This window comes from Streptomyces sp. NPDC029151 (assembly GCF_055564315.1).
Genome location: NZ_JBVHWQ010000006.1, coordinates 244,366 through 266,852 on the forward strand (window position 1 = coordinate 244,366; position 22,487 = coordinate 266,852).

General features: G+C 71.7%; 23 protein-coding genes and 3 pseudogenes. 17 read left to right on the forward strand and 9 right to left on the reverse strand.

The genetic code is table 11. From position 1 onward, the window contains the following. Window positions 1–217: 217 nt before the first annotated feature. Both ACZ4VF_RS23415 and ACZ4VF_RS23420 read right to left on the reverse strand, forming a co-directional pair. Window positions 218–871, reverse strand: a complete 654-nt coding sequence (locus ACZ4VF_RS23415; protein WP_467928266.1) for a class I SAM-dependent methyltransferase — start codon at window positions 869–871, stop codon at window positions 218–220. A gap of 75 nt (window positions 872–946) precedes the next feature. Then, a complete protein-coding gene (locus ACZ4VF_RS23420) occupies window positions 947–1,108 on the reverse strand; it encodes a hypothetical protein (RefSeq protein ID WP_467928651.1) in 162 nt (53 codons plus the stop codon). A gap of 167 nt (window positions 1,109–1,275) precedes the next feature. Between ACZ4VF_RS23420 and ACZ4VF_RS23425 the strand changes: the two genes are divergently transcribed. Further along, window positions 1,276–1,497 (forward strand): hypothetical protein, encoded by a 222-nt coding sequence (locus ACZ4VF_RS23425; protein WP_467928267.1) that lies wholly within the window; start codon window positions 1,276–1,278, stop codon window positions 1,495–1,497. Window positions 1,498–2,014: 517 nt separating this feature from the next. Here the strand turns inward: ACZ4VF_RS23425 and ACZ4VF_RS23430 are convergent. Then, a pseudogene (locus ACZ4VF_RS23430) lies at window positions 2,015–2,367 on the reverse strand (tyrosine-type recombinase/integrase); the annotation flags it as partial. Window positions 2,368–2,539: 172 nt separating this feature from the next. On the opposite strand from ACZ4VF_RS23430, the gene ACZ4VF_RS23435 reads away from it, so the two are divergent. The 10 genes and pseudogenes from ACZ4VF_RS23435 to ACZ4VF_RS23480 form a co-directional block, all read left to right on the forward strand. Then, a complete protein-coding gene (locus ACZ4VF_RS23435; RefSeq protein WP_467928268.1) occupies window positions 2,540–2,752 on the forward strand; it encodes a hypothetical protein in 213 nt (70 codons plus the stop codon). Between the two features lie 338 nt (window positions 2,753–3,090). Next, a complete protein-coding gene (locus ACZ4VF_RS23440; RefSeq protein ID WP_467928269.1) occupies window positions 3,091–3,258 on the forward strand; it encodes a hypothetical protein in 168 nt (55 codons plus the stop codon). Window positions 3,259–3,369: 111 nt separating this feature from the next. Beyond that, window positions 3,370–3,540, forward strand: a pseudogene (locus ACZ4VF_RS23445) (cold shock domain-containing protein); the annotation flags it as partial. 323 nt (window positions 3,541–3,863) lie between these two features. After that, window positions 3,864–4,430 carry a Uma2 family endonuclease gene (locus ACZ4VF_RS23450; protein WP_467928270.1) on the forward strand — a complete coding sequence of 189 codons (567 nt, stop codon included), beginning with the start codon at window positions 3,864–3,866 and terminating at the stop codon, window positions 4,428–4,430. 610 nt (window positions 4,431–5,040) lie between these two features. After that, window positions 5,041–5,709 carry a DedA family protein gene (locus ACZ4VF_RS23455; RefSeq protein ID WP_467928272.1) on the forward strand — a complete coding sequence of 223 codons (669 nt, stop codon included), beginning with the start codon at window positions 5,041–5,043 and terminating at the stop codon, window positions 5,707–5,709. Further along, complete coding sequence (locus ACZ4VF_RS23460) at window positions 5,706–6,314, forward strand: phosphatase PAP2 family protein (protein ID WP_467928273.1); 609 nt, start codon at window positions 5,706–5,708, stop codon at window positions 6,312–6,314. The genes ACZ4VF_RS23455 and ACZ4VF_RS23460 overlap by 4 nt, the downstream gene beginning before the upstream one ends. 38 nt (window positions 6,315–6,352) lie before the next feature. Further along, complete coding sequence (locus ACZ4VF_RS23465; RefSeq protein WP_467928274.1) at window positions 6,353–7,042, forward strand: phosphatase PAP2 family protein; 690 nt, start codon at window positions 6,353–6,355, stop codon at window positions 7,040–7,042. 210 nt (window positions 7,043–7,252) lie between these two features. Further along, window positions 7,253–8,335, forward strand: a complete 1,083-nt coding sequence (locus tag ACZ4VF_RS23470) for a bile acid:sodium symporter family protein (RefSeq protein ID WP_467928275.1) — start codon at window positions 7,253–7,255, stop codon at window positions 8,333–8,335. 216 nt (window positions 8,336–8,551) lie between these two features. Beyond that, on the forward strand, window positions 8,552–8,959 hold the full coding sequence (locus ACZ4VF_RS23475) for a hypothetical protein (protein ID WP_467928277.1): 408 nt from the start codon (window positions 8,552–8,554) through the stop codon (window positions 8,957–8,959). A 110-nt stretch (window positions 8,960–9,069) separates the two neighbouring features. Beyond that, window positions 9,070–9,402: pseudogene (locus ACZ4VF_RS23480) on the forward strand (deoxyxylulose-5-phosphate synthase); the annotation flags it as partial. A 7-nt stretch (window positions 9,403–9,409) separates the two neighbouring features. Here the strand turns inward: ACZ4VF_RS23480 and ACZ4VF_RS23485 are convergent. Beyond that, window positions 9,410–9,784 (reverse strand): winged helix-turn-helix domain-containing protein, encoded by a 375-nt coding sequence (locus ACZ4VF_RS23485; protein ID WP_467928278.1) that lies wholly within the window; start codon window positions 9,782–9,784, stop codon window positions 9,410–9,412. Further along, window positions 9,781–10,632 (reverse strand): hypothetical protein, encoded by an 852-nt coding sequence (locus tag ACZ4VF_RS23490; protein ID WP_467928280.1) that lies wholly within the window; start codon window positions 10,630–10,632, stop codon window positions 9,781–9,783. The genes ACZ4VF_RS23485 and ACZ4VF_RS23490 overlap by 4 nt, the downstream gene beginning before the upstream one ends. Before the next feature lie 415 nt (window positions 10,633–11,047). Here ACZ4VF_RS23490 and ACZ4VF_RS23495 point away from each other — a divergent pair, with 415 nt between their 5' ends. Continuing rightward, window positions 11,048–11,344, forward strand: a complete 297-nt coding sequence (locus ACZ4VF_RS23495) for a hypothetical protein (RefSeq protein ID WP_467928281.1) — start codon at window positions 11,048–11,050, stop codon at window positions 11,342–11,344. A 321-nt stretch (window positions 11,345–11,665) separates the two neighbouring features. After that, complete coding sequence (locus ACZ4VF_RS23500; RefSeq protein ID WP_467928283.1) at window positions 11,666–12,589, forward strand: slipin family protein; 924 nt, start codon at window positions 11,666–11,668, stop codon at window positions 12,587–12,589. Here the strand turns inward: ACZ4VF_RS23500 and ACZ4VF_RS23505 are convergent. Further along, window positions 12,480–13,748, reverse strand: a complete 1,269-nt coding sequence (locus tag ACZ4VF_RS23505; RefSeq protein ID WP_467928284.1) for an MFS transporter — start codon at window positions 13,746–13,748, stop codon at window positions 12,480–12,482. The two genes, ACZ4VF_RS23500 and ACZ4VF_RS23505, sit on opposite strands and share 110 nt — an antisense overlap. Before the next feature lie 121 nt (window positions 13,749–13,869). Here ACZ4VF_RS23505 and ACZ4VF_RS23510 point away from each other — a divergent pair, with 121 nt between their 5' ends. Continuing rightward, on the forward strand, window positions 13,870–14,856 hold the full coding sequence (locus tag ACZ4VF_RS23510; RefSeq protein WP_467928285.1) for an ArsR/SmtB family transcription factor: 987 nt from the start codon (window positions 13,870–13,872) through the stop codon (window positions 14,854–14,856). A gap of 9 nt (window positions 14,857–14,865) precedes the next feature. Then, window positions 14,866–15,366, forward strand: a complete 501-nt coding sequence (locus ACZ4VF_RS23515) for a glutathione peroxidase (RefSeq protein WP_467928287.1) — start codon at window positions 14,866–14,868, stop codon at window positions 15,364–15,366. A 111-nt stretch (window positions 15,367–15,477) separates the two neighbouring features. Here the strand turns inward: ACZ4VF_RS23515 and ACZ4VF_RS23520 are convergent, their stop codons facing one another. From ACZ4VF_RS23520 to ACZ4VF_RS23530, 3 genes are all read right to left on the reverse strand, one after another. Beyond that, on the reverse strand, window positions 15,478–15,669 hold the full coding sequence (locus ACZ4VF_RS23520; RefSeq protein ID WP_189294866.1) for a DUF397 domain-containing protein: 192 nt from the start codon (window positions 15,667–15,669) through the stop codon (window positions 15,478–15,480). Between the two features lie 189 nt (window positions 15,670–15,858). Continuing rightward, window positions 15,859–16,716: a helix-turn-helix domain-containing protein gene (locus ACZ4VF_RS23525; protein WP_467928288.1), complete on the reverse strand. Its 858-nt coding sequence runs from the start codon at window positions 16,714–16,716 to the stop codon at window positions 15,859–15,861. Between the two features lie 229 nt (window positions 16,717–16,945). Beyond that, window positions 16,946–17,698 (reverse strand): GOLPH3/VPS74 family protein, encoded by a 753-nt coding sequence (locus tag ACZ4VF_RS23530; RefSeq protein WP_467928289.1) that lies wholly within the window; start codon window positions 17,696–17,698, stop codon window positions 16,946–16,948. Between the two features lie 181 nt (window positions 17,699–17,879). Between ACZ4VF_RS23530 and ACZ4VF_RS23535 the strand changes: the two genes are divergently transcribed. After that, on the forward strand, window positions 17,880–20,423 hold the full coding sequence (locus ACZ4VF_RS23535) for a D-alanyl-D-alanine carboxypeptidase (protein ID WP_467928291.1): 2,544 nt from the start codon (window positions 17,880–17,882) through the stop codon (window positions 20,421–20,423). A gap of 192 nt (window positions 20,424–20,615) precedes the next feature. Continuing rightward, on the forward strand, window positions 20,616–22,487 hold the full coding sequence (locus ACZ4VF_RS23540) for an MFS transporter (RefSeq protein WP_467928292.1): 1,872 nt from the start codon (window positions 20,616–20,618) through the stop codon (window positions 22,485–22,487).

Consider the following 22,487-nt stretch of genomic DNA (forward strand, 5'->3'; position numbering starts at 1 on the left):
ACCACTCTCACTACGGTCTCGCTACACCCTGACTACACACCCGCTACAGGACCGCATCCCCTAAAAATCCCCTACCCGATCAAGGCGTTCCCGCAGGCGAGGGCAGACGTGCGCAACCCCGTGCTCCCATCGGGAGGGCGAGGTAGGTCCGCCGCCGCGGCGGGGATTCGGCGGCGGGCCCGACCGGACGCCGATCCGGCCGGGGCCGTGGTTGTTTCTAGGCAGTGGCGCGCACGATGAGGGTGCCGATGTGACCCGCGTTCGGAGCGTCGACCACACGGGCCTCCGCGCTGGTGAACCCAGCACGGAGAAGATGCCGCTCCCACACCGCGGGCTTGTAGCTGTACCGGTAGGTGAACATCGCCTTTCCGGCAAAACCGCCCTTGTACATGCCCTGCGGGCCGTAGGCACCCGGGATCGCCGGCGGCTGCGAGAACACGAGCACCCCGCCTGAGGCAAGGCGCTCGCGCACGAGGGGGAAGAGGCGGGACGGGTCGGTGAACCAGGCGGCGCCGAAGATGGAGTAGACGGCGTCGTACCGGGCTCGGTCGGCGGCGAGCCAGTCGAGAACCTCGGCCCGCTCGATCCGGACGCCGAGCGACGCCCACCGCTCGCCGGCCAGCTGCACCATCCGGGGCGACAGGTCCACGCCGGTGGCCTTCACCCCCCGCTGCGAGAGGTAGGCCAGGGCCCGGCCGGTGCCGCAACCGATCTCCAGTACGGATTCCGGCGAGCCGAGGAGCTCCGGCCCCGGCCCGTGGCCAGCGTACTGCGTCCAGCAGAACGAGGGCTCCGCCTCCGCGTCGAACGCGCTCTTGGCGTAGGCGTCCCAGAGTTCGGTCTCGGCGGGGATGTCGTGCGGTACGGGCACTGCTGTTCCTCCGGTCGTATACGCGGGAACCCCCGCCCTCCGGGGTGCATGAGGGCAGGGGCGACTGTAGTGCGCTCAGTGGCTGTCGGGGACCTTGTCGTCGCACGGCGAGCAGTCCGTGCCGACGATGGTCCACAGCTCCTCGTCGATGTGCCAGCCCTGGCTCTTGAGACACCAGCCGGCAGCATGGCTGGGCTCCGCGTGGCTGACTACCGTCGGCTGATGTTCGGGCCACAACCGTGCGAGATGCTGGGGTCAGCCATGATCAGTGATGGGGGACCTACGGCCCAGTTTCGCCTCACCAGGTTTCGAAACCGCAGGTCAGTGGCGTGAAGCGGGCGTTCCCGTCCGGATCTGTGCCGATGGCCACAGCGAACGGGATAAACGTAGGCTCATACTGAGTCATGACAAAGCCTGCTGCGCCGAAGCGTCATCTGCCTACCAGCCCCTTCAAGGCTCCGGTCACACCGGCTCCCAAGCACTTCGCCGTGGGCGACCAGGTCACACACGACATGTACGGCCTCGGCCGAGTCATCGGCATCGAGGACGGAATCGCGGCGCTCGTGGATTTCGGCTCGGCGCAAATGCGGATCGTGAGCCCGTACGGCAAGATGACCAGACTGTAAGACCGCTGTGCCCGGTCACGGCACACCAGGCCCCTTCAAAAACCTGTAACGAAAGAGAGTCCTCTCATCGATCTGACGTCGCTGTTTTCCGCCCCGGAAGGGCAACCCCGCTGCTCCGCTACAGCATCGCCGCCTCCGACGACCAACCCCTTCCAGGCCCCCGACTTCGGGGAAGACGAGACCTTGCCACTCGACGCTCAGGAACCCGCCTCGGGCCTACGCGCGGCGCGGCCCAAGGCAGCCTAGGTCCACGAATGACGGCGGCTCCGGCAACTGGCCGCGGGCCGTCTCCCAGGCCGTGGTGAAGAGTGCGGCCGTCTCAGTTTCCGTCTCGTCCAGCCCCGTTCACCGTCGTTCGGACGAGACCGTACGCCAGGTCCATCCCGTAGCCAGGGCACCCATGAACGCAGGTGAACGGCCCTGTACGCGCCCCGACTCGGCACCAAGAGACTTGGAAAGCGTGCGCCGCCGAGCAACCTCCCTGGCCCGCCGTGCACCGCTGCGCGGAGCAGTGCGCCGCGATGCAGAGAGCGGGCAGCGGGACAGCGCGGCGGCGGCTCTTCGGGTCGTCGTCGTACAGGACCCCACGGTGACGCTGGACCTGGTGGCGGACATAGAGGACGCGGTTGTCCAGGTCGACGTCCGACCAGCGGAGGCCGACGGTCTCTCCCCGGCGGACACCATGGCGATGGCGAGCACGAAGGCCGCATAGAGCGGATCCTTACGAGAGGCCGCCAGGAAGTCGAGCGTCTCCTCCTGAGTCCAGGGATGCAGCTCGGGGGTGTCCGTGCGCGGTGGCTCGACCAGCTTGGCAACGTAGCGCGTGATCAGTTCCTCGCGGCAGGCGGAGGACAGTGCGGAGGGCAGAACTCCGCCGAGCCCGGAGAGCTGCCGGAGGACACCGGGCAGGGCGCCGCCTTCGGCCGCTGTGGCATCGAGGCCGGCGATGGGAGCTGGGGTGAGTGGTGGCCACAGGAAGCGGGTGGGTCCATGCCACACTCCTCAAGCCCGTCTCGCGGTCTACCCGGCTTGAGGAGTGCGCATGGAACCGCGCTTGAGGAGATTCGGCACCGGTCTGATGAGCTGCATTGCCCTGGCTTGGTTCGGTTACCAGGCCCTCTATGGCGACGGGATGCTGCAGATCGTTTCCGCCTTCATGTCAGTGATTGGCATGGTCACGACTGCGGGCGCCATCCTCGACCACATCCACCCTCGACCGAAGCGGCGCCGATCCCGTGAGCGGGACGTTGGTTGACTGGGGCGGCTTCTCAGGCGGAGAGGTGCACGTCGCCCACGTACCGCACATCTCTGAGCGGAACACCGTCGTATCCGTCGACTCGCTCGGCCCCGTCCGGCGAAAAACCCGCGCGGGTAGACCGACTTGTGAGCCCGCTGCTGTCGTAGCGCGACGATGTCATGTCCGCCAAGTGATCATCTGCTGGGGTTGTGCGAGGGTGCCCGAGGCCACCCGACAGCGACAGGCGGCCCTCGGTCCTCACCAGTGAAGCCCCAGGTCAGGGCCGCGCAGCCGCAGTGAATTCCCTCCAGGGGTGGCGGTCAGGCAAGATGGGGCGCAACCAGCCAGGAGCGCACATGGAAGACCTGACAGCGTCGGTGGTGACCCGCGTCCTGGGAGCTGTCGGATCGGCGGCTTCCTTCGTCGTGGACATGCTCGGCGTCCGAGACTGGATCAAGAGCGTCAAGCGCGACAAGCAGGAGAAGGCTGGTCCCGTGCCCACACCTCCTGACATCCACAGCTGACATCAACGACGGCAGACGCGAGCGAGTCCGTACGGCGAGGGGTTCCGGAAGCGCAAAGCTGTTCGTCCTGACCCGCCGCTCCCTGGACCGCGGCACCCTGGGCCAGGGAGCGACTCTCCCGAGACACCCGGCGGTTGTTGGGGCCACTACGCCGACGTCCAGACCAAGGGCTTCCGTACGCTGTCGCCGGGACAACGGGTCGATTTGCAATGGGAAGCCCCCGGCTTCAAGCAGGACGGCTACGACTACCGGGCAGTGAAGATAGTGTTTCGGCCGGCCTGACATCCGTATCCGACATCGACCACGGCAGACGGCAGACGGCAGACGGCAGACGGCAGCAGCGAGCGGTGTTCTTGAAGCCCCTGGGTCGAGATCTCTCCAGCGGATAAGCATCATCCGGCCCGGTCTCCTCCGGGCCATCGGGCTCCGGCTCCGCTTCAGGCACCCAAGGAGCGCACGAGCGAGCACCCCTTGTCGTGGGCTTGCTGGTCGGACGTCGGCCGACGGAAGGGAGCGTGAGCGAGATCAGCATGCCGGAAGGACGGCAGCCACTACGCTGAATCCAGCGAGATCGGGCCCGCAGCGCAGTGTCCGGGAGGTGCTTCATGACGGCCGAGATGGTGGCCCCGGCGTGGATGCATGAGCAGATCACGGCGGAGGAGTACGAGTCCTGGTCCGAGGAGCAGTGCGCCGGCATCGAGATCGTGGACGGGATGGTCGTTGTGAGTCCCGGTGCCTCCAAGCGGCACAACCGGCTGGCTCGGATTCTGGCCAACGCCCTGGATGCCGCCGCAGGCCCGGACTGGAACGCCGACACTGGCTTCGACGTCCGGCTTCAGGACGTCCCGCTCACCAATCGCCGCCCGGACGTCGCCGTGTACCGCGCAGACACGATCGACATCACCCCCACCCGCCCTGAGCACGTGCTGCTGGTCGCGGAGGTGGTGTCGCCGGGCTCGGAGACCACCGACCGGATCGTGAAGGTCGACCAGTACGCCAAGGCGGGCATCGCCTTCTACTGGCGGATCGAGCAGGCCGCGACAGGCGTTCCCCTCGTGTACACCTGCGTTCTCGACCCCGCGACGAAGACCTACCGAGACGGAGACGTGTTCACCGGCGTCCTCAAGGCAGCGGCCCCCTTCCCGGTGGAAATCGACCTCGGCCAGATCTGACCCACGCGCTGCTCGGCAACCCGCAGCGCGTGAGCGATGCGTGAGCGGACGGCCCGGTGCCGGCCCGGCGGTACCACTCGGCGGTGTGGGTCGCGCAGGAGCAGTGCGATCTCCCGGTCCCCCAAGGCGCGCCTTGCGGAGCAGCGCGCTCTCGCGTCCCACGACGCGCGCCTTGCGCGATCCCGATGTCCCGGTGGATGCCGGGCGATCCGGTCGCCGCGGTGGTGCACGCCGGCAACGCTGAGGCGGCCGGCGGCGCGGCCGAGGAGGCGGTGCGTGGCGGCTGTGTGGCCGGTGGTGCAGGAGGGCGGTCACGCGCGGGGGGCGGGGCCGGAGATGATCGCAGGGGGCGTCGGCGGACGGGCGGTGTCCGCCGCGCCCGCCGTGTGCGGTGGCGCGGGTGGCGCGGGTGGCGCGGGGGTGAGGTGGCGATCGTCGAGGACGGTGGCGGCGGCGCGCTCGGCGGCCGGCCCGACGGCCTCGCGGGCGGGGTGCAGGGCGCGGCGGTCCCCACTCCACGTTCGTCTACAGTGTTGTAGACCGTCTGCTCGGTCGCAGACGGGCCGGGTGTCGCGCATCCGGCCTCCCGCACAGAGAGGGACTCCTGCCGATGACCACGCCTGTGGTTCTGTCGTCGCAGCTCGCGGTGAATCCGCTCAGCGCGCAGTCGCTGCTGGCCGCCTTCGGCGTCCTCGGCGTCGGCGCGGTGATGTTCGCCGAGACGGGCCTGCTGGTCGGATTCTTCCTGCCGGGCGACTCCCTTCTGTTCACGGCGGGCCTGCTGTGCACCGGCTCGGGGCAGCACGGAGTGAAACTGTCCCTGGGACCGCTGCTGGCCGCCGCCGTGTTCGGCGCACTGGCCGGCGCGCAGTGCGGCTATCTGATCGGGCGCCGCGCGGGCGGGGCGCTGCTGGCCCGCACCCGCTCGGTCCGGCTGCGCGAGGGGGCGCGGAGAGCGGAGGAACTACTCGCGCGCTACGGCCACGCCAAGGCGATCGTCCTGGCCAGGTTCGTGCCGGTGGTGCGGACCGTGCTCAATCCGCTGGCGGGGGCCCTGGAGGTGCCCGTCCGGGTGTTCACCGTCTGGCAGGTGGCCGGCGGCCTGGTGTGGAGCGCCGGGCTGACCCTGGCGGGTTACGCGCTGGGTTCGTCGGTCCCCGACGTGGACCGCTACCTGCTGCCCCTGGTCGGTCTGATCGTGGCGGTGTCGCTGATCCCGCTCGCCGCGGAGCTGCGCCGCGGCCGCAAGCGTGCGAAGACCGAGGAGGTCGGCGGATGATGCTCGCGTTCGGCGGGGCGTCGGTCGACGGCTCCGTGTACCGGGACGTGGTGGACCTGGCGGGGCGCTCACCGGGCTGGCTCGACACCGTGATCGAGTGGTGGTCGGCGTACGGGCTGGTGCTGTTCGCCGCGCTGATGGTCCTGGGCTGGTGGCGGGCGCGGCGCGCGGGCGCGGCGGCGGCGGTCACGGCGCTGGCGGTTCCGGTGGTCGTGGTCCTCGCGTACGGGGTGAACGCCGTCCTGAAGCCGTCGGTCCAAGAGGACCGGCCGTGCCGCGCCCCGCTGGTGCGGACGCTGGAGGCGTGTCCGGCGCGGGGCGACTGGTCCTTCCCCAGCAACCACGCGGCGATCGCCGCGGCGGCGGCCGTGGCGCTGCTGTTCGTGTCGCGGCGGCTGGGAGCGGTCGCCTGTGTGGCGGCGGCCGCCATGGCGGCCTCCCGGGTCTGGGTCGGAGTGCACTATCCGCACGACGTGCTGGTGGGGTTGGTCGTCGGCGGGCTGGTCGCGTGGGCGTCGCTCCTGGTGCTCGAACGGTGGTCGACGGGGCTGGCGCGGCGGCTGACGGCGGCCGGGCCCCTGCGACTGCTGCTGTCCGGCTCATGAACCGCCGGGGCGTAGCCGATCTGGCGGGGAGCGCCGGCATGGGCGCGTGGGCGGCGTTCACCGTCCTGACGCTGGTCGTCACCGGCCGGGCCGGCGCACCCCTGTGGCTGGACGACGGCTTCCTCGCACGGTCCGTCGGCCACCGCCCGGAGGTGGTCGTGGCGCTGGCCCGGGCAGTGACCGCCACCGGTACCGGCCTCTTCCCCTACGTGCTCGCCGTGCTGGCCGGTGTCGTCGCGGGCCGGACGACGCGGTCCCGGCTGCTGTCGGCCGCCGTCGGCACCGCCTGCCTCGGCCTGGGACAGCTGCTGCGGTACGGCGTCATGGAACTGGTCCACCGGCCACGGCCGCCGGAGGCCGACTGGAGGGCACACGCGAGCGGCTGGGCGTTCCCCTCGGGACACACCACCACGGCCGCCCTGGCCGCGGGTCTGCTCGCCGTCGCCCTCACCCTGCGCGCGCCGCGGGGCGGCACGGTTCTGCGGATCGCGGTGTGCGGATGGGGCCTGTCGGTCGGGCTGACCCGGGTCTACCTCGGCGTGCACTGGTTCACGGACGTCATCGGCGGCTGGCTGTTCGCCGCCGGATGGCTGGGGACGTGCCTGTGCGTGACCGCATGTCTTCTGCCCGCGCCCCTTCTCACCGACCTCACCGACCTCACCGACCTCACCGACCTCACCGACCTCACCGACGGCGCTCATACGCCGGCGGAGGGAGGCACCCGCTGATCAGCGTGCCGACGACGCTGATCGGAGCCACGGCCGAGCCGGACAGACCAGTGACACACCCGAACGCCCCCGACCGCCGCGCCGCACCGCGTGCACCACGGCGCGTGCACCAGCACCATGACCTCATGACCACCTACGCGGTCCTTCGCATACACGCGTCCCTCTTCGCCCCTGTCCCCGCAACGGAAGAAGTGACGCGAGAAGGACGCCGTGAACATCCGGACCGCTTCCCGACCGCCGGCTGACCGGGCCACGGGCTGGCTGCGGCGCAGGCTCGGCCGCGCGGTCGTCCTGGCCTATGCCGCGGCGCTGCTCCTGCCGGGACCCGGAGTGTGGCTGCGGACGGACCACGCGCTGCCGCTCGGCGAGGCCGGAGCCCTGCCCGTGCCCACCGCGCAGCTCCTGCTCGGCCTGGTGCTCTTCTCGGCCGGGCTCCAGGTGCCCCTGGGCGCGCTGGGCGGCCTGCTGCGGCGCCCGGCCGCCCTGCTGGCCGGCCTGGTCCTGCACCTGTCCATCCCGCTGCTGGCCATCCCCGCCGTCGCGTTCCTGCTGCGCCAGACACCCGACACCGACGGCGGCAGCGGTCTCGTCACCGCGATGATCCTGATCGTGGCGATGCCCGTCGCCGCCGGAGCCACCGTGTGGACCGGCAAGGGCGACGGCGACCAGCCGACCATGGTGGGGCTGGTCCTCGCCTCCACCCTCCTCAGCCCGCTCACCGTCCCCCTGATCGTCAACGCCCTGCTGCCGCTGCTCCGCGGCGGTTACGGGCCCGTACTCGGCAGGATCGCGCACACCGCCCACGGCGGATTCGCCCTGCTCGGCGTCGTCCTGCCCTGCGCGGCCGGCATCCTGTGCCGTCTGTCCCTGCCCGTGCCGCTGCTCGGCCGGGTGCTCGGCGTCGTCGTGCCGACCGCCTTGGCCGGCTCCCTCCTGCTGACCTACGTCAACGCCAGTGGCGCCCTCGGCTCGTTCCTGGCGCGACCGCGACCGCTGCTGTTCGCCGCCGCGCTGGCCGTGGCGACGCTGGTCTGCCTGCTGTCCTTCACCGTGGGACGCGGCGCCGCACGCCTGTTGCGGCTGGACGCCGCGGCGGCGTCGTCCCTCACCCTCGCCTGCGGCATGAACAACAGCAGCGCGAGCGCCGTCCTCATCACCACCACGCTGCCCGACAAACCCCACCTGCTGCTGCCTGTCCTCGCCTACGGGCTGCTCCAGAAGACGGCGGCGAACCGGGTCGTACGCCGCATGTCCGGACCGCCCGCGGGCCCACCGCGCCCCTGCGCACCATGACCCGCCGCCGTCACGCCGCCTGACACTGCTTGGCGAGGCGGGCGCGGTCGGTGGGGGCGGGGGGCGCCGGCGGAGACACCGAAGACGCGCAGGCCCGCCTCCCGCCAGGACGGTCCCGGCCCGCCTGCGCCTTCTCACCGGACGAGCACCGCCGTCGGCGCACGCCTCGCCGCTTGTAGGCTCGCCCACCCGCCGCCGGTGAAGAGGAGGAGTGTCATGGAGCTGTCGCCGTCGACGCTGAACCGTTTCGCGAACAGCGTCCTCGGAGCGGGTCCGGCGGCTGTGGGCGTCGTCTGCGCGGTGCGGGCCGACGACGCCCTTCCGCGGCTCGCGGCCTGCCTCGCCGCGGTCGGGTTCGCGGTGATCGCCGTCCGGGGGTACCGGCTCGGTGTGAGGTGCGGGCAGGCGACACTGGTGGTCCGTGGATATCTGCGCACGCGGGTGATCGCCCGCGAGAGCATCACGGGGATCACGGACTTTCCGGCGGTCCGATGGACGACCCACAGGGGGCGCAGGCGATGGACCCCCGTCACGGCGTTCATGACGACTGCGGGTGAGATCACGGCGACCCGGCTCCACAAGGAGCGCGCCCTGCGGAAGCTGCGGCGGTGGGCGCGGTCCTAGGTGCTCGGCCCGGCCGAGGGTCCCTCACGGGTGGACGGCGGTCGAGTACGCCGAGGCCGGTCGGCCTCGATCCACGAGCCGGGTGCCGCGGGTTGCCCTACCCTTCCCGCATGGCCCAAGGGAAGACCTCGTACGTGTGCCTGCCCTGCCGGGCTTCGTACAAGCAGCCCTGTCCCGGCCGCCACGACCACGACCGGGTCTGTCCACGCTGCGCCGAGCCACTGATCCACGTCGGCTCCGCCTTCGCGGCGCCCAAGAGGCGGGACACCGCCGCCTGGCGCACTCTCTCCGTGCTGCTGCACGCCGGTGTGCGCTTCCACAAGAGCTGCTGCGGCGGCCCCGGTTACCGCCCGCGCACCCTCGGCGAGGTGCGCGAGCGGATGGCCTACGCCCGGGCCACCGGAGAACCGTTCGCTCAGGCGCTGGTCCGCCGCGACCTGCCCTGGCGGATCACGTGCCGGGCGTCCCGGGCTCCGGACGGGGAGCCTCAAGGCGTTGCACCAGTGCGCGCAGGGCCCGGAGTTCGGCGTCCAGGGCCTGCGCGCCGTCGCGGGTGAGGGTCACCCAGGTGCGGGGGCGTCGGCCGGCATAGCCCTTCTCGACGGTGATCAACCCGGATTCCTCCAGCACCTTCAGGTGCCGGGAGAGGTTCCCGTCGGTGACGGCCAGTTGCTTCTTCAGGAAGCCGAACTCGACCCGGTCGGCTTCGCGGGCGACGGTGAGGACGCCGAGCCGCACACGCTGGTGGACGGTGTCGTCCAGCGCCTGGGTCGGATGCGGTTCCTCCTGGTCGTCCCGCGCGGCGGTCGAGGCTTCGGCGCTCATGTGACGACCGTACCCGCGGCCGGTGCCGTGGCCGCCGCATCGGCCACGGCACCGGCCGCGTCCCGGCGGCGGGCGGCCGCCCGTTCGCACAGGCCGGCGACGAGCAGGACGGCGGCGAGCAGAAAGGCCTTGACCTGCGGCCCGTCGGTCCAGCCGGGGTGGGCGGGGTGCTGCCAGGGAAGCCATCCGCTGCCCCAGGGGGCTCCCAGGTACGCCGTGAGCAGCAGGGCGTGAGCGGCGCCGGCCGCCGCGGCGGTCCAGCTGCGTTCGGCGATGCCGAGGGCGAGCAGTCCGGCGCCGACCACGTACCACGGGGAGGCGTAACCGTTCTCCAGCAGTACGGCCTCCCACGACTGGTCCTTGGCGAACAGCAGCGCCGCCAGGGCCGTCGTGATCACCGCGGTGGCCGCGAAGGTCACGCGGACCCACATGGCGCGTCGGGGCACGACGCCCCGGGCCTCGCCGCGCAGGCGGTACCAGCGGGCGAGGACGAACCACGCGACGGGGAGGAGCGCGAACCAGACGCCCCACGCCGTGAAGCGCAGGACGGCACCGTCGAACTCGCCCTTCAGGCAGGGGGTTCCCGGTTCGTGCACGACGCACAGACCGGTCAGCTCGGCGTAGGCGAAGGTCGGATAGGAGTTGACGGAGCGCCCGTGGGCTCCGAAGTTGAAGGCGTACCGGGCGAGGGGAACGGCCGCCAGCGCCAGGAGCCCGAAAGCGAGGAGGGGGGCCCACGCCCCGTCGGTCTGCCTGCGGGTCCTCGCCCGGAGGCCTTCCGTCGCGGCCAGCAAGGTGGCCGCCGTCCTCGGATCGGGTCCCGCGCCGCTCGATGCGGATGTTCCCATCTGTCCCCCTCGTGGCCGGCGCTGTCGGCAGCGCTCGTGAGCGGGCCGCCGGTATGCCGCCCGCTCACATCAACTTTGCATCACAAAGTAGCTTGCGATCAAGAGTCACCCGCGTGCCGACAACTCCCCGCCGGGGCGGGGGCCAAGAGAAGTACCGGCGTGCCCGGGAAGTCCCGTGAGCGGTTCACGACCGGGCGGTCCGGGAGGCAACCGCAACCGAACCGCGGGCGACAGCAGGTGAGTCGGCCTTGCTCGGGGTGGAGTACGCAGGAGCGGGTGACCTTGGCCCACAGCTCAGCGCGCTGTCACCGGTGTCGCCCGGCTGGAGCCCGTCGGGATGCAGTGCGGGCGTGCGTCCGTACGGTCGGTTGCAGGGCCGGCTCGGTGTCCGGCCCCGCACCTCAGGAGGTTCTTCATGCGGCGGATACGCTCCACGCTCGCCACCCTCGGCACCCTCGGCGCCGCCGGGGTGCTCGCGCTGGCCGTTCCCTGTTCGGCCTTTGCCGCGAACGGGTTCATCGTGATCGACGGGGTCCGTCACGAGAGCCCGAAAGGGTGCTTCGAGATTCCGCACCTGTCGGTCGTCTTCAACGTCTCGGACGTGCCCGTCCTGGTGCACAACGTTCCGGGATGCGCCGGCGGCTTCGTCCGGATCATCCCTCCCGGGCTGGCGGAACAGGTGCCGGGGACGCACAGCCTCTTCGTCGGATGACCCGACGCCCCGGCGACCCGCGCCCGGTACAGCGCGGCGCGCTCCCCCACCGTGGGTGCGGCCCCGCACACCCCAGCGGCCCCCCACACCCCACCGGCCCCGCACACCCCGCCAGGCCCGCCCACGCCCGCCCAGACCGCCCAGGACCGCCACACCACCGTTCCGTACCCTCTCCTCCGGCCGGGACGGCTCGCCGTTTCTTTACGCTTCCCTGACGCCCGGGCCGGATCCACGCTCCCTCCTCCCCGTGTCCTCCCCGTTGTCCGGATCGCGTGGGAGACGGACGAAGGGGGTCCGCGAGGACCCGAGAAGGGGGCTGCCGTGGAAGGCACCGTCGTCGCAGTGGTCGTGGTCGTCGCCCTGCTGCTGCTCGTGCTCAAGAGCGGGATGCGGGTCGTCAACCAGGTGGAGCGGGGGGTGGTGTTCCGCTGGGGCAAGGCACTGCCCAGTTACCGGCAGCCCGGCGTCACCTTCCTCATCCCCTTCGCCGACCGCATGCGCAAGGTGAACGTGCAGGTCGCGACGATGCCGGTGCCCACCCAGGAGGGCATCACCCGGGACAACGTGTCGGTGAAGGTCGACGCCGTCGTCTACTTCCGGGTCACCGACCCGGTGCGCGCGGCGATCGAGGTGCAGGACTACGTCTTCGCCGTCGGACAGGTCGCCCAGTCCTCCCTGCGCTCCATCATCGGCAAGAGCGACCTGGACGACCTGCTGAGTGACCGGGAGCGGCTGCACGAGGGGCTGGCGCTGATGATCGACAGCCCGGCCGCCGGGTGGGGCGTGCACATCGACCGGGTCGAGATCAAGGACGTCCAGCTCCCGGAGTCCCTGAAGCGGTCCATGTCCCGGCAGGCCGAGGCCGAGCGGGAGCGGCGGGCCCGGGTCATCACCGCGGACGGTGAGTTCCAGGCCGCGCAGCAGCTCGCCAACGCGTCCCGGATCATGTCGGACACACCGGAGGCCATGCAGCTGCGTCTGCTGCAGACCGTCGTCGAGGTGGCCGCCGAGAAGAACTCCACCCTCGTCATGCCGTTCCCGGTGGAGCTGCTGCGCTACTTCGACCGGGCGGTGAAGAAGATCGACGCCGAGGTCGGGACGGAGAGCGCCGGGGGCGGGACGGAGAGCGCCGCGGTCAGGACCGAGAGCGTTCCGGCGCCGGCTCCCGCGCCGGCTCCGGCTCATGCTCCCGCTCCCGCTCCCGCTCCGGAGCAGGCCGGGACGGAGCCCGCCCAGCGGCCGTAGCCGACTCCGACGCCAGTGCCAGTGCCAGTGCCACCGTCACGCACACCGACCCCATCGCCATCGCCGTCGTCGCCGCGGCGGGCGAGGTGAGCTGGGCGAGGGCCCCCGCCACCGTCGCGCTCACGCCCTGGCAGGTCAGCATGCCGGCCGAGTACAGCCCCAGGGCCTGGCCGGCCAGGGCGTCGGGGGTCAGGCTCATCAGCCGCTCCTGCTGGACCAGACTCGCCCCGAAACCCACGGAGGCCACGGTCACGCAGACCGCCGCCACCGGCACCGGCGGGTGCGTGCCGAACAGCAGGTACGGCGTCGCCAGCAGGAGCAGCAGCGGTGTGGCCAGGCGGGCGCGCACGGCGGCGGGGAGCAGCCGGCCGACCGTCACGTCCCCGGCGAACATGCCGAGCGCCGCGCAGGCGAACAGCGTGCCCGCCGCGTGCGGGGCGTACGACACGTAGAGCGACTCGCAGCCGACGACCATGCCGTTGGGCAGCCACAGGCCGAGGTAGGTCAGGCGGCGCGGCCGGGACGAGAACAGCTCGGCGTTGGCCCGCCAGGTCGCCGACGGCGAGGGACGCCCGGCGACCCGGGGCGGGCGGGCGGTCAGGCCGAGTCGCAGGACCACCGCGGCCGTCAGGTACAGGGCCGCCGCCAGCAGCAGGCAGGCGCGCGGGGTGAGCGTGGTGAGCAGGGCGCCGCCGGCGGCGAAACCGGCGACCTGCGTCAGCCCGCTCATCATGTTGAACAGCGAACGCCCCGGCAGGTAGCCGTCCTTGGTGAGGATCTCGTTCAGCAGCCCCCAGCGCACCCCGCCGCCGAGCGAGGCCACCAGGCCCAGCAGGAGTACGACGGCGAGGAGCGCGCCGGACGGCAGGCCGGGCAGCGCCTGCACCGCCGTACCGGCCGCGAAGGCCAGCGCGATGACGGACAGGGCCGTACGCGGCGGCAGCCGGTCGGCGCCGGACAGCAGGACGGTGGCGCCCAGCACCTGCGCCAGCGACGGGCCGAACATGCTCACCGCCGACAGCAGCGGGGAGCCGGTCGCCCGGTACACGAGGGTGGCGAGGGCGAGGCCGCCGACGGTCTGGGCGGCGGTCTGCGCGGCCGAGCCGAGGAAGAGGGGGGTGAACTCCGGGGTGCGGAACAGGGATCGGTAACCGGGCATGGTCCGGAGTCTCGGCCGGTCCGGTGGGGGCCCGCTATTGTTTCGCCGTCGCGCGAAAGGTCGTGGCCGCGAAGGGGTCGCGGCCGGGTGAGGCCGCGGCCGGGGAAGGGCGTTCCGGATCATGGGGTGGTGGCAGGTCAACGCCGACACCCTCGCCCGCAGCCGGTTCGTCATCTCGCCGCTCGCCGAGGTCTTCGCCGCGCTGAAGCTGCTGCACGCCGGGCAGGGGGCGCACCCCGGGGAGCACGCGTGGCTGGGTGCCCATCGGCCGGCCTACGAGACCCGGCTCGCGGCCGACCCCGTGACCGCCCGGCTGGTCCGGGCGGGGCTGGGCCGGGAGTGGATCGCCGACTTCCTCACTCCCACGCCCCGCGGCGGGGAGGGGCTCGCCGCGGAGGTCGCCCGCGTGCGCGCGGCCGATCCCGCTGCCGCCCGGGCCCATCTGCGGATGTCCCTGGGCGGGCCGCTCCCGGACCCACTGGACCGGGACGACCTGCCCGAGCGGGCGGCCGGGCTGCTGGAGTGGGTGTGGGAGGAGACCGTACGGCCGTACTGGGAGCGGCGTCGGCGGGTGCTGGAGGCGGATGTGGTCGCGCGGACGGCGGGGGTGAGCCGGGGCGGCTGGGCGAGTGTGCTGGACGGGCTGCGGCCGGGCGGGACCCGGTGGCTCGGGGAGAACCGGTTCCAGGTCAATCGGCACGAGTATCCGCCGCGGGAGATCTCCGGCGCCGAGCTGGTGTTCGTGCCGGTGACCGCGCAGCGCTCGGGGTGGGTGTCCTGGGACGAGGGGGAACGGTACGCCGTGGTCTATCCCTGCGCCGGCGTGCTGGCCGGGGACGGCGGCCGTGCGGTGCCCGCGGGGCTGGGGGCGCTGCTCGGGACGGCCCGGGCCGGGGTGCTCGTGCTGCTCGGCTCCCCCATGAGCACCAGTCAGCTGACCGCCGTCACCGGGCAGGGCCTCGGCTCGGTGGGGCGCCATCTGAAGGTGCTGCGGGAGGCGGGGCTGGTGGAGCGGCGGCGGGCCGGGAGGTCGGTGCTGTACGTGCGGACGGGCGCCGGTGACGCGCTGGTGGAGGCCGGGCGGCGGGGCGTGGGGCGGCAGGGCTAGCATCCGGACATGACGACTACTGACCACAACGTGCTGGATGTCGAGATCGGGGCCCTCACCGGCGGCTCCGCGAACCTGCCGCAGTACGCCGGCAAGGCCGTGCTCATCGTGAACGTGGCCTCCAAGTGCGGTCTGACCCCGCAGTACTCCGGGCTGGAGAAGCTCCAGGAGCGGTACGCCGAGCAGGGGTTCACCGTGCTGGGCGTGCCCTGCAACCAGTTCCTCGGGCAGGAGCCCGGCACCGCCGAGGAGATCGCGGAGTTCTGCTCGGCGACCTACGGCGTGACGTTTCCGCTGACCGAGAAGGTCGAGGTGAACGGGGAGGGCCGGCACCCGCTGTACGAACGGCTCGTCGGCTTCGCCGACGGCGAGGGGCACACCGGGGACATCCGCTGGAACTTCGAGAAGTTCCTGATCGGCCGGGACGGCCGGGTCGTCGCGCGGTTCTCGCCGCGGACCGAGCCGGACGCGGCCGAGGTCGTCGCCGCGATCGAGGCCCAGCTGGGCTGAGCCCCGGCGGCAAAGGACCGAGCCCTCTCGGCAAGGACGGCGACTGGTCGAGAGGGCTCTCCTGGTGGTGCTTGTGCAGTTGTCGTGCCGGACAGGGTCAGGGGGAACCCCTCACGCCTTGACCGAGGCCACGAAGGCGTTCCACGCGTCGGCGGGGAAGGCCAGGATCGGTCCCTCCGGGGTCTTGGAGTCGCGGACGGCGAGTTCGACGGCGGTGGGCGACTTGACCTCGACGCAGGCGCCGTTGCCCGCGGAATAGGAGGACTTCATCCACGTCTCCGAAGCGCCCTGAATCAGTGCCATGTCCACTCCTGTTGCGAGTTGCGGTGGTGCGGTTCACGCCAACCATGTCGTCTGATTGGCGTGATCGACGCTACCGGGCAACTGCGCCTGGCGGCGTAGCCGTTCACTCGACCGGATGGCATATTCCAGGTGAGCCTTCCACCGGAGCCGACCGACGGTGTACGATCCCCCGCCCGCTGTGGCCTCGCCTCAGTCGGCGTACGTTTTCGCCACATCCGCGATGAATTGCCGGGACGCCTCCACATTGAGGGACTGTGCCCGCAGATGTTCGTACATCACGGCGTACTTCTGCACGTCCTGTGCCTTCTCCAGGTAGAGGTCGCTGGTGACGCCCTCCAGGTACACCACGCTGGAGTCGGCCGCGTCGGCGAACTCCAGGATCGCGTACTGGCCGTTGAGCCCCGGGTGCGCGCCCACGTCGAAGGGCAGCACCTGCACGGTGACGTGCGGCAGCTGCGACATCTCGATCAGGTGCTCCAGCTGCTCCCGCATCACCAGCCGGCTGCCCACGACCCGCTTGAGCGCGGCCTCGTCCAGCACCACCCACAGCCGGAGCGGGTTGCTCCGGGCGGTGATACGTTCCTGTCGGCGCATCCGCACCTGGACACGCTTCTCGATCTCTGCGGTCGACGTCTCCGGCAACGCGCCCTGCACCAGGGCCTCGGCGTAGGCGCGGGTCTGCAACAGGCCCGTCACCAGCTGGGGTTCGTACACCCGCAGCGACTCGGCGTCGGTCTCCAGACCGATGTACACGCTGTACGGGATGTCACCGAAGGTGTGCCACCAGCCCTGCTGCCGCGAGTCCCGGGCCATCTCCATCAGCGAGTCGACGATCCGCTGGTCCTCGACCTCGTACACCCCGCACAGGTCACGCACATCGCGCTGGCTGATGCTTCTCCGGCCGTTCTCCAGTCTGCTGATCTTCGACTGCGACACGAGCAGCCGCTCCGCCACCTCTTCGGCCGTCATGCCCTTCAGCTCGCGCAGTCTGCGCAGCTCCTGGCCCAGCCGGCGCCGCCTGACGGTGGGATTGACATTGGACGCCACGGGACGTGCACCTCCGGCTGCCTGCCTGTTGCCTGACTTTCCGTATCTGCTGTTGAGCAGACTGCCACCAAGGTGCTTTCTACCGCTGGGAAACGGAGGATATGCGGCGCCCCCTCGAACTCCTGTGCCGCCGGACGCAGTCGAGCGGGACGGCGAGACCACAGGGGTCTCACCGCCCCGCTCGGACCAGCGGCTCCCGAACCGGGTCTGTGGGGACCGGGGGTGCGGCTCAGTGGGCCACGGCGCGTGCCATGGACCCGCGGTGCGGCTGCATCGGAACCCCGTGTGCGGGTTCCGCCGCCCGGACTCCGGAGGCGGCCTGCCGGCCGCCCGTGGCCGGGCCGCGGCGCGGCTGGGCGGCCGCACCGTTCTGCACGTCCATGACGGCGTGCGCGACCAGCCCGCCCATGGGGTCGTGCCGGATCAGATCACGCAACCGGGACCTGGACGAACGGCCCTCGTTCCCGGGGTACAGATGCTTGCCGAGCCCGACGGCGTGCGCCAGGGCGGCGAGCGCCGCGGTCCGCGGGTCCGGCGGTACGCCGGTGCGGATCGCGGAATCCAGCCGGGACCTGATCTCCCGGCTGATGGCGGTGTCCGTCGCCTGGTAACGCGTCGTCGGCAGCACCCCGCACATCTGGCCGGGCACGGCGGCGACCATGCCGCACCGCTCCAGATGCGAGAGGTAGGTCTGCCTGAGCCCCAGCCGGGGCCCGCCGATCCAGTGGACGGCACGCACGGGAGCGCCACGCCTTCGCAGCAACTCCAACGCGCAGTCCAGAGTCGGATCTCCTGTCGGCCGTGGTACCACCACGGCGATACGATCCCCGTCTGGGGCTATCCGTCCGGCCAGCGCCAGCTCCACTAGCTGTGCACCGGCCAGACCGAGGTCGAGCGACTGCGGCTGTGCAGTGGTACCCGTGGCCGGGTCCAGTGCCAGCAGCAGAAGCTCCTCCGGAAGTGTTCTGCGGCTCCTGCCCATCCATGCCTCCCCGCGTGGATGAATGACAGGGTGACCCCTCTCACATTGGTCTGTCGAGGGCGCGTGACCGGTTCGTGAGGGAACCGGTAGGTATGTCGTTCTCGTCTACCGCAGGGGCCAAGCCCTCACACAGGACACTGGTACATGGTTCGGACAGGGCGCACACGTGGACGTGCGACGCATGGAGGAGGCATCGGTGGCGGGCGAGTCCCCCGACAGGTCGAAGCAGCGCGAGTCGTCGGCGGAACCGACGTCGGGGAGTGCGGGTTCGGTTCCCGAGGCGCGCGATCCGCGTCTCGCCGTCTCCCGCGAGAAGGATTCCGCGGGCGGCGGCACGGACATGGCGACGAAGGTGTTGACGGTACGGCCGGAGTCCCCCACCGAACCGGAGCCGACCGCCACCGACGAGGAATCCGCCCTCAAGGCAGCGGTCTCCTCCTGGGTCCGCGACCCCAAGCCCGACGCACCTGCAAACCCGACCGCCTCGAAGTCGGGGGCCGGGCACGAGGTTGAGGACCTGTCGGACGCGAAGGACGCGAAAGCCGCGAAGGACGCGAAGAACGCGGAGACCGAGGGCAAGGGGCGGTCCGGCGCGGAGGGCGCGGCTGAGGGGGCGTCTGACGCCAACGCCGAGGCCGGGGCGAAGGCTGAGGCGGCGGAGGAGGATCCGTCCGACGCGGAGACCGCGGAGACCGCGGAGACCGCGGAGGCCCCCAAGAGCGAGGCGGACGCGGAGGAACGGGCGGACGCCGACGCGAAGGCTGACGCCGATGTCGATGCGAAGGCCGACGCCAAGTCCGACGCCGATGTCGACGCGAAGGCCGACGCCAAGACCGGCGCGAAGGCCGACGCCAAGACCGACACGAAGGCCGACGCCAAGGCCGACACGAAGACCGATGCCAAGGCCGACACGAAGACCGGCGCGAAGGCCGACACGAAGACCGGCGCGAAGACCGACACGAAGGCCGGGGCGAAGACCGACGCCGACGCGGAGGACGCGGCCGGTGTCGAGGGCGACGCACGTGCGAAGGAGGCCGCCGACGACGCGGAGGCCGCCGACGACGGCGTAGCCGAGACGGAAGAGGCCGAGGCGGCCGGGGGAGCCGGCGAGGAAGCCGAGGACGGGCCGGAGGCCGCCGACGGCGGGGACGCCCCCCAGGGGCCGCCCGCGGACGTCGATCAGCCGACCACCGTCTTCAAGGCCGTACAGCCCAAGAAGCCCGCCGTCGACCAGCCCACGACCATGCTCAAGCTCGGCGGCAAGCCCAGGCCTGCGGAGTCCGACTCCGAGCGCACGAGCAAGTTCGTCGCGCTGAGGGACGACCTGACCAAGCCGGCCGGTCCCAAGCCGGCCGTCTCCGAGCCCGCCGCCCCCCGGCCGGCCCCGGACGCCACCACCCCCGTCCCCCAGGTGGGCCCCGAGCGCACCACCCAGCAGCCGCTTCCGCCCAAGCCCCCGCTGGACCTGCTCGCCGAGCTGACGAACACGCCGCCGCCCCCGGAGACCCCGGTCCGCACGCTGGTGCGCCGGATCAAGATCTGGACCCCGCTGGTCCTGCTCCTGGTGATCGTCTTCGCGGTCGTACAGGCCTTCCGCCCGCTGCCGTCCCCCGCCCTCGCGCTGACCGCCGAGGGGACGTACACCTTCGACGGCGGCACCACGAACCTGCCGTGGCCCGGCGAGGGCCAGGGCTGGATCGACGCGGACGGCGTCGGCACGATGGGCCACTTCGGCAAGCAGACCCCCGTGGCCATCGGCTCGGTCGCCAAGACGATGACCGCGTACATCATCCTCAAGGAGCACCCGCTGAAGGCGGGCGAGGAGGGCCCGAAGATCAAGGTCGACGCGAAGGCGGAGAAGGAGGGCGGCTACAACAAGGACGGCGAGTCCACGCTCGACACCGTCAAGGCCGGTGACTCCCTCACCGAGAAGCAGGCCCTGTCGGCCGTCCTGATCCCCTCCGCCAACAACATCGCCCGGCTCCTTGCCCGCTGGGACGCGGGCTCGGAGGCGGCGTTCGTGAAGAAGATGAACGCCACCGCCCGGGAGCTGGGGATGACCCGGACGACGTACACCGACCCGTCGGGCCTGAGGGAGACCACCGTCTCCACGGCCGAGGACCAGGTGAAGCTGGGCCGCGCGTTCGTGAAGGTCCCGGCCCTGGTCTCGATCAGCAGCGCGGCCAGCTGGACGGACCCCACGGGCAAGTTCTGGCCCAACTACAACGAGCTGCCGTACCGGATCGGCGCGATCGGCATCAAGACCGGCAGCACCACCGCGGCCGGCGGCAACCTGCTCTTCGCGTCCCGCAAGAAGGTCGACGGACAGACGGTCACCCTCGTCGGCGCGATCCTCGGCCAGCACAAGAGGGAGATCCTCAAGACGGTCAACACGGTCAGCCAGGCCGCGCTGACCGCCGCCCAGGACGCGCTGACCTCGTCGAAGATCCTGAAGAAGGGCGACGTGGTCGGCTACGTGGACGACCGGCTCGGCGGCCACACCCCGGTCGTCGTCACGAAGGACGTCACGACGCCCGGCTGGGCCGGGATGAAGGTGAGGCTGTCGTTCGCCTCCGGTACGGTGCCGCACACCGCGAAGGCCGGAACCCGCGTCGGGACGCTCACCGTGGGTGACGGGACGGCCGGTGCGGTGAAGGTTCCGGTGGCCCTGGAGAAGGACCTGGCCGAGCCCGGATTCGCCGCCAAGCTGACCCGCCTGGGCTGACCGCCCCACCTCCGCCCGCAGCGCACCCCGCCCTACGCCGGGCCCCACCCGGGGGCCCCGTGGCGGGGTGCGTGCTAGCGTCACGAATCGGGGCAGGCCGCCGGTCCCGGGGACCGGGCGGGACGGAAATCGGCCGGGAACACCGTGGGAAGCGGCCGCGAGCAGGAAACGGGACACGGGGAGTGCCTTCAGGTGGCCACAGCGGAGCCGACACGCGCCGACGAAGCAGATCCGGGCCCGGGATCGGGATCCGGCCCGCGAATACGTGGATCCATGACGGACACGCCTGACGCGGACGGCCGCACCGCGGGCAGCCGCACCGCGGACGGCAGCGCCTTCGGCGTACGGCCCGACGCGCACTCCGACGCACGCCCCGGCGGGCGCGCGCGTCCGCTCGCCGTCCTGGAGCCCCTCCGGCAGCGCATGCTCCGGCACCCCGTGCTGTCGGTCACGGCGCTCTCCGGCGTCCTGCACATCATCTGGTTCTTCACGTTCGCGAACAGCGGCGGTGACCTCGCGGCGCAGGACGCGTGGGCGGAGTTCGTCGGCCGGCACCCGGACTCGGCGTACAACCTCGCCTGGTACGGGGGCATGCACCCGGTGTCGTACAGCGTGGTGTCGCCGTACCTGATGTCGGTCCTCGGCGTCCGTACGACGATGATGATCGCCGGGACGGTGTCGGCGGGCCTGCTGACGATGGTCCTCATCCGCAGCCGGTCGGTGCGGAACCCGCTGTGGGCCTCGCTCGCCGGGGTCTTCGCGCTGCTGTGCAACGCGATCTCCGGCCGGGTCACCTTCGGCCTCGGCACGATGTTCGCGCTCGGCGCGGTCGCGGCCGTCTTCTGCTGGCCGTACCGGTGGCGGTACAAACGCTGGGCGAAGGCGCTGGTCGCCGCCCCGCTGGCCGCACTCGCCACGATGTCCTCGCCGGTCGCGGGGCTGTTCGTGGGCCTGGTCGCGGTCGCGCTGTTCCTGCAGAAGCGGCGGCCGGGCGCCTGGGCGCTGGGGCTCGCGCCGTCGGCGGTGGTCGCGGTGTCGGCCTGGCTGTTCCCGTTCTCCGGCACCCAGCCGATGGTCTTCGGCTCGGTGGTCCTGCCCCTGCTCTACGGCCTGTTCTGCCTGTTCCTGGTGCCGAAGGAGTGGGTGACGGTACGGCTGACGGCCGCCGTCTACAGCGTCTCGGTGGTCCTGGTCTGGCTGATCAGCTCGCAGATCGGGTCGAACATCTCGCGGCTGCCGATGATGTTCGCGGGTGCCACGCTGGTCGCCGCCCTGCCCTACACCGTGCCGAGGTCCCGCAAGTGGTACGTGACCGTGGTGGCCTTCCTCGGCTTCGTCGGCTGGCTCGGCTTCAAGTCGGTGGACGACATCATCCACACCACACCGGCCGCGTCCTGGGCGCGGGAGCTCGCCCCGCTCGTCAACGAGCTGCAGAAGGCCGGCGCCGAGAAGGGCCGTGTCGAGGTGGTCCCGGCCCGCTCGCACCGGGAGGCGTCCGCGCTCGCGCCGTACGTCAACCTGGCCCGCGGCTGGAACCGGCAGGCCGACATGGAGCGCAATCCGCTCTTCTACGACGACACGCTCAACTCGGCGACCTACCACGAGTGGCTCCAGCGGTGGGCGGTGCACTACGTGGTGCTGCCGAAGGACAACGTGGACGGGGACGGCGGCGAGCGTCAGCTGCTCCAGCGCGGCATGCCGTACCTGAGGCAGATCTGGGGCGACGCCAACTGGCAGCTGTTCAAGGTGACCGATCCCACGCCGCTCGCCGAGCCGAACGCGGTGGTGGACCGGGCCGAGCAGGGCGAGATGACGCTGCGGGTGCGCGAACCGGGGCGGATCCTGATCCGGATCCCGTACTCGCCGTGGCTGAGCGTCGTCGACGAGCACGGCAAGAGCCTGCCCTACGCGAAGACCAAGGCGTGTCTGATGGCGACGCCGGAGGACGTCGACGGGGACAAGTGGACCGAGCTGCACGCGCCCAGGGCCGGGACGTACCACCTGGCGGCTCCCTACCAGCTGCCGCGCGGCACGCCCTGCCCGGACGAGCTGAGGAAGCCGTGA

Bases quoted from the DNA above. Each gene is read 5' to 3' on its own strand.
- ACZ4VF_RS23425 (WP_467928267.1), top strand. From the start codon at position 1,276: ATGACAAAGCCTGCTGCGCCGAAGCGTCATCTGCCTACCAGCCCCTTC.
- ACZ4VF_RS23435 (WP_467928268.1), top strand. From the start codon at position 2,540: ATGGAACCGCGCTTGAGGAGATTCGGCACCGGTCTGATGAGCTGCATT.
- ACZ4VF_RS23440 (WP_467928269.1), top strand. From the start codon at position 3,091: ATGGAAGACCTGACAGCGTCGGTGGTGACCCGCGTCCTGGGAGCTGTC.
- ACZ4VF_RS23450 (WP_467928270.1), top strand. From the start codon at position 3,864: ATGACGGCCGAGATGGTGGCCCCGGCGTGGATGCATGAGCAGATCACG.
- ACZ4VF_RS23455 (WP_467928272.1), top strand. From the start codon at position 5,041: ATGACCACGCCTGTGGTTCTGTCGTCGCAGCTCGCGGTGAATCCGCTC.
- ACZ4VF_RS23460 (WP_467928273.1), top strand. From the start codon at position 5,706: ATGATGCTCGCGTTCGGCGGGGCGTCGGTCGACGGCTCCGTGTACCGG.
- ACZ4VF_RS23465 (WP_467928274.1), top strand. From the start codon at position 6,353: ATGGGCGCGTGGGCGGCGTTCACCGTCCTGACGCTGGTCGTCACCGGC.
- ACZ4VF_RS23475 (WP_467928277.1), top strand. From the start codon at position 8,552: ATGGAGCTGTCGCCGTCGACGCTGAACCGTTTCGCGAACAGCGTCCTC.
- ACZ4VF_RS23485 (WP_467928278.1), bottom strand. From the start codon at position 9,784: ATGAGCGCCGAAGCCTCGACCGCCGCGCGGGACGACCAGGAGGAACCG.
- ACZ4VF_RS23490 (WP_467928280.1), bottom strand. From the start codon at position 10,632: ATGGGAACATCCGCATCGAGCGGCGCGGGACCCGATCCGAGGACGGCG.
- ACZ4VF_RS23495 (WP_467928281.1), top strand. From the start codon at position 11,048: ATGCGGCGGATACGCTCCACGCTCGCCACCCTCGGCACCCTCGGCGCC.
- ACZ4VF_RS23505 (WP_467928284.1), bottom strand. From the start codon at position 13,748: ATGCCCGGTTACCGATCCCTGTTCCGCACCCCGGAGTTCACCCCCCTC.
- ACZ4VF_RS23510 (WP_467928285.1), top strand. From the start codon at position 13,870: ATGGGGTGGTGGCAGGTCAACGCCGACACCCTCGCCCGCAGCCGGTTC.
- ACZ4VF_RS23515 (WP_467928287.1), top strand. From the start codon at position 14,866: ATGACGACTACTGACCACAACGTGCTGGATGTCGAGATCGGGGCCCTC.
- ACZ4VF_RS23520 (WP_189294866.1), bottom strand. From the start codon at position 15,669: ATGGCACTGATTCAGGGCGCTTCGGAGACGTGGATGAAGTCCTCCTAT.
- ACZ4VF_RS23530 (WP_467928289.1), bottom strand. From the start codon at position 17,698: ATGGGCAGGAGCCGCAGAACACTTCCGGAGGAGCTTCTGCTGCTGGCA.
- ACZ4VF_RS23535 (WP_467928291.1), top strand. From the start codon at position 17,880: ATGGAGGAGGCATCGGTGGCGGGCGAGTCCCCCGACAGGTCGAAGCAG.